At 59.7% G+C, this 5,080-nt stretch carries 4 protein-coding genes; 1 reads left to right on the plus strand and 3 read right to left on the minus strand.

What is annotated here, in order from left to right:
• On the plus strand, positions 1-1,749 hold a 1,749-nt coding region (locus EOA60_RS18085; protein WP_164899383.1), incomplete at its 5' end, for a S46 family peptidase.
• A 1,032-nt stretch (positions 1,750-2,781) separates the two neighbouring features.
• Here EOA60_RS18085 and EOA60_RS18090 read toward each other — a convergent pair.
• The 3 genes from EOA60_RS18090 to EOA60_RS18100 all read right to left on the minus strand — a co-directional run bounded on the left by EOA60_RS18090 (position 2,782) and on the right by EOA60_RS18100 (position 4,599).
• Positions 2,782-3,180, minus strand: a complete 399-nt coding sequence (locus tag EOA60_RS18090) for a hypothetical protein (protein ID WP_091600482.1) — start codon at positions 3,178-3,180, stop codon at positions 2,782-2,784.
• Between the two features lie 565 nt (positions 3,181-3,745).
• Complete coding sequence (locus EOA60_RS18095; protein WP_091600483.1) at positions 3,746-4,237, minus strand: hypothetical protein; 492 nt, start codon at positions 4,235-4,237, stop codon at positions 3,746-3,748.
• Positions 4,210-4,599, minus strand: coding sequence for a hypothetical protein (locus EOA60_RS18100; protein ID WP_091600484.1), 390 nt, complete (start codon positions 4,597-4,599; stop codon positions 4,210-4,212). Before EOA60_RS18100 ends, EOA60_RS18095 begins: the two co-directional genes overlap by 28 nt.
• Between the last annotated feature and the right edge of the window lie 481 nt (positions 4,600-5,080).

Consider the following 5,080-nt stretch of genomic DNA (forward strand, 5'->3'; position numbering starts at 1 on the left):
ATGCTCAAGGGCGTATCGGACAAGCTGAACGGCTTTGCCCGCTATGAGCGGCTCGACAGGAACCGGAAGGCGCTGATCGCCGCATGTGAAGAACAGCCCAATCGCCGCTGCGACGTGGAGTCCTATTATGGCGGCGCCTCCTACTATCTCCAGCAGAAGCTCGAAATTCAGGACGTGCGCCTAGTCTATGCGCCCGCGCTCGGCATCGGTAACTTCGGCGGCGAAACGGACAATTGGACGTGGCCGCGCCACACAGGCGACTTCGGTTTTTACCGCGCTTATGTCGCTCCTGATGGTTCCTCCCGGCCTTATGCGCGCGACAACGTGCCCTACCGGCCGAAGAGCTGGCTGCGCATTGCCTCTAAAGGCGTGCAAGACGGCGATTTCGTCATGGTCGTCGGCTTTCCCGGAGAAACCAATCGGTTCCGCACGGCGGATGAAGTACGGTTCAATTTCGCGCGGTACGAACCGCTGTTGCAGCATTTGCTGTCGGATTATGCGGCCCAGATAAACCAAACCACGGCAGGCAATCGAGAAGCGCAGATCCGCTACGCCTCCATCCTGCAAGGCGTGGAAAACTACAAGAAGAAGTTGGCGGGCGATCTCGCCGGGGCCAATGCGATCGGGCTCGACGTGCGCAAGGCGATCGAGGAGAAAGCTTATCTCGACTGGGTCGCCGACGATCCCGCGCGGCAGGCGCGCTATGGCGCAGCGATCGGCGAACTGGGCGCCATGGTGGACGAGAATAGCCAGGCCTCGCTCGAGGGGCTGCGCCAGGCGCTGCTGAACCGCGCGCAAATGCTCTCATCCGCGCGCACTCTGTATCGCTGGGCCAAGGAGCACGAGAAGCTCGATGAAGACCGCGAACGCGGCTTTCAGGATCGTGACCGTAACCAGACCGTGGATCAACTGACGCAGATCGAACGCGGTTACCTGCCCGACATCGATCGCAAGCTATTTGAGGCCGCGCTCGATGAATATCGCCGGCTAGACGCAAAGGACCGCGATACTGCGTTCGAAACGGCTCTGGACCAAATCGGCCTTGACCGACTTTATGCAGAAACCAAACTCGCCGACACGGCCACGCGGCTCGGCTGGCTCGACAAGCGGGCTGCTGCCTTCGAGGCGTCGGACGATCCTTTCATCAAGCTGGCGGTCGCGCTCTATCCCGGCGACATAGCTGCGGAGCGCGCGGCGAAGGACCGCGCTGGCCGAGCGCAGGCGGCGCGCGCGACTTATATGCAGGGCCTGCGCGCCTACTGGCAGGCGATTGGCCGGCCGGTGTATCCCGACGCGAATGGATCGCTGCGCATCACCTGGGGCAAGGTGTCGGGGCGAACACGCGACGGGCAGATCTGGACGCCATTCACCACGGCTGAGGGACTTCTGGCCAAGCACACTGGCAAGGGCGAGTTTGATGCGCCCGCCGCCGCCGTCGCTGCGATCCGGGCCAAGAATTATGGCCCCTATGTCGCGCCGGAGCTGGGCACTTTGCCGGTCGACTTCATGTCCACGGTCGACATTACCAATGGCAATAGCGGCTCGGCCACGCTGAATGGGCGCGGCGAGTTCGTCGGTCTCGCCTTTGATGGCACGCTCGATGGAGTGATCTCCGATTGGGCATATGCCGCAGACCGCAGTCGAAGCATCCATGTCGACAGTCGCTTCATGCTTTGGACCATGGACAAGATTGACGGCGCTGCCTGGTTGCTCAAGGAGATGGGAGTGCTGCCGGCGTCGCGTTCATGAGCGGGGTAGTCTGGCGGTAGGCGGCCTGTCGGCGTCATACCTCCACAAATCCCCCTTGGAATTTTAGACAAATCCCGTGTGGAAGCGCCGCCTCAGCCGGTCTTGCAGCGCCTGCCGGTCGGCGACGAGGTCGTCGCAGCGACCCGGCGCCGCTGCCCGGCCATCAATTGTCCAATCGGCGCCCACGTGCCAACACAAACACGCCGCAGTCATAAGCATTCGGCTGTCGGGTCATGGGGGCTGCCTCGAAGGTGCCGTTCAGCACCCTTGCGAGCTGGTTTGCAGGCTCGTCGTTGTGGCCCTGTCCGGGAGGAGTCGTGGTGATAGGCGACCCGCTCCGGGTTGCGGCCATCAACGAGCAGCAGCGAGCAATGGGTGCTGTCGCTGGTACGATTGCCATTGCTCACTGGCACGAATAGGAAGTCGGCTGGGCCGACAGCTCGATTATAGATGACCTGCAATGTCTCTTGCGCGTTCTGCGACCCTGCGTAACGCATTTGATCCACCTCGCGACCCAAGTTCCATGTTCCAGTCTGCCAATTATGCGACTTTAGAAGTACAAACCATGAACGCTGTGGCCGCGTGGTTATTGAGTTCCAATCGCTATTTAGTCTGCTTGCATGTTCCGAAATGACCGCGTTGGGCCCGCAAGCTGACAGGCGGCTTTGCGGACCACTGGGTAGAAAGGAGTCATCCGCCACGACGTTGCGCACAGCCCGGAGGTGCAACTCCAACGCATGATGCGTATCTTATAGCGAGTTTAGGTCTATATGGAACTCAAACGCACCTCCGGTCTGCAGATCACCACGTCGTATTCAGCGCGTGCGCATTTTCGAGAAGTCGGCACCGACGACTAGCAGGTTCTCATGTTCCATCTTGGCCCCTCCGGCATCATCCTTATTGATACTGCTTGGCACCATGACTTCGAACCTGACCGACGTCACAAGGTCATCGCTCACACTCGACACCCACGCTCAACCGGAATCGTCAATATGCAGCAACATTTCTGCATCGACATCAGCTGATACGTCATCAGCAATAGTCATCGATCGAGTCGCCAAGGTCCTCTCCAGCTAGTTCGCAGAAGTGCTTCAGAGCGCCCTTGAGACTGAAGAAGGTGAATTCGCTTCGGTGATGGAAAAGGCCATCATGGATTGAAATGTGGGCCACTGCCCAATTCTTTATGGCGTCGCCGGCAAAATGAGTGAGTACGATCAGGTCATCGTCCTTGAGATTCCGGTCGACGACGAGGCTCGTGGAGAGCTGGTTGCGCGCGAAGATACTTCCGAAAGAGAGGCGCGATTCATAAAGAAGAAGGGCGTCGTCGGTGAATTCGTCCGGGCACGCCGGAAATTCGGTTGGAACCTTCCAGCGGACCTGGACCGCAAGAGGGGTCAGAGATGGGTAGAGTGTTTCTGCCTGGTTAAGCATTCTTCAATCCTCGCGGCGTGAGTGCCTCAATGATCAGCCTTGCCGAGAAACGACACTTGGTAAAGACTTGCGACCGCAAAGATCGGGTGGCCGTGTCACTAAATGCATATAGCCCTAGCGACTGCTATACCTGATTGAGTGTTGCGCGCCCGCCACGCTCGGACTGAGCGATTTGACGGCGATGCTTGCACCGTCAACAACGTGATTCGAGACAGCATGAGACATGGCTGCATGAGTGGCCCAAGGGTCACCGCCTAACCCGTAACATCCTGAAATCCGTTGCGGCCTGCTTGGTGGCGAAGCCGTACGTCCACCACCCTTGCCATCGACGTCCAGACGGATCCCCTGGATCGGCAGCTTTCAGGAAATGGCTTGGGCAATTCGAGCGGCTGGAATGAGGCGCAAAGCCGCCGTTCACCTCTCCTTCGAGTCAGCGCTCCGACCGGCCAAAATCGTCGAGGCCTCCAACAAGGTGAAATGGGTATTTCACACTGACGCGCAACCCGGGGTGATGAAGGTATGCCAAAACCCACCGAGCCTGATTGGCGATCCAGCGTTAGCCGTCTCAACCTGAAATCGCGGCAACGTTTGCCGACGACTGATCCAATGCCAACCGCTCCATTTCCGGGCGACTGTGTTCACGGGCGGCAAGAATCTGGGCTCTTGTCTGCTTGAGTTGCTCAAGACCGAGAACCAAGGCGCCCTGCAGCCGCTTGCGGTCGCCGAGAATATCCTGGTCGATCTGCGCGATATCGCGTGGATCGATCGCGCGTGAGGGATCGAAGACAAAGCGGGCTTCGACGGACCTTCGCCAATTTAACAACTTCTGCGCCGTTTTGGGTTCGAATCCGGACACGCTGTAGAGCTTGTTCCTCTCGACATCGAGCGCTGTTTCGACGCCATACGACTCCAGGACCTGTTTCTTTCCCGGTCCGATGCTCTCGATCTTTGCCGATGAGATTTCAAAGTTGTCCAGGAACCGGTGCAGTTGCGCCTGACGGCGGTTGCGCTCGAGCTCCGAGATCCTGGCTACCGTTTGGAAGGTAAGATGTCCCATTCGCGCCTGAGCCCGGCGAGCACCGTTTTTTGCCTGTCGAAGGCATCCGGCCCGGCTCTCTGCATCCACGTGGTTTGCGCGTTTTTCCACTGGGTGGCGGCCTCGCCGGCGATGCGCCGGTATTCCGCAGCCTCACTGTCCCTGTTCAAGAAACCTCTCAACCCCAGAAAAACCCCCAAGGCAATGCCCAGCACCCAGATCTGCGCCATCATCAAGCCAGCGACGCCGACTACTGCGGCCGCTACTCCTGCCCGGAAGTTGGTGCGGCGCGCGTGCCCCTTGAGCTTCAAGGCGTTGGGATCTGGTGTCACATTCTTCTCGGGGACGGTCGGCACCGGCCCGGGATGCGGGATGGCGTCCACCTGCGCTGGAATCCGGCGATATCGAAAAGCGTCGCCCCGCTGGCGGGAACAACGGTTGAGAACAGCGGGACGCCAGTGGCGCCTTCCATTTTGCACCAAGGGCACGGCGATGAGCCAAGTGACCAGTGGCTGGAATTGGCGGAGCACTGCTTGAGGTTCGCTTCAAGTTCGGCCAAGGCAGCCACCCAGTCCCGGGCCACGGGCCTGCCAGCCGACGTTCCTTTTTGCGAGAAGGCATCCTCAAACATTTTTGCAAGTCGTGGGCCGACGGTGGAACGCGCCCCGAAACCCGAAGCTTCTTGCAGGCCGAGAAGGAACTGGACGGCAAGGGCTGGCTTCCCGCAGCGTTGCGGGCGACGGTCAAAGAAGAAAGCGAAAGTATGGCAATCGCCGCCGACTAAGCACGGTTCGCATTCAAGGTCAGGGCAGCGATGCCCCGACCTTGAATGCGTCCGGAATGTCTTGCGAGCCGGTATCGAAC

This window comes from Mesorhizobium sp. M1A.F.Ca.IN.020.06.1.1, from assembly GCF_004023265.1.
Lineage (GTDB): Bacteria > Pseudomonadota > Alphaproteobacteria > Rhizobiales > Rhizobiaceae > Mesorhizobium.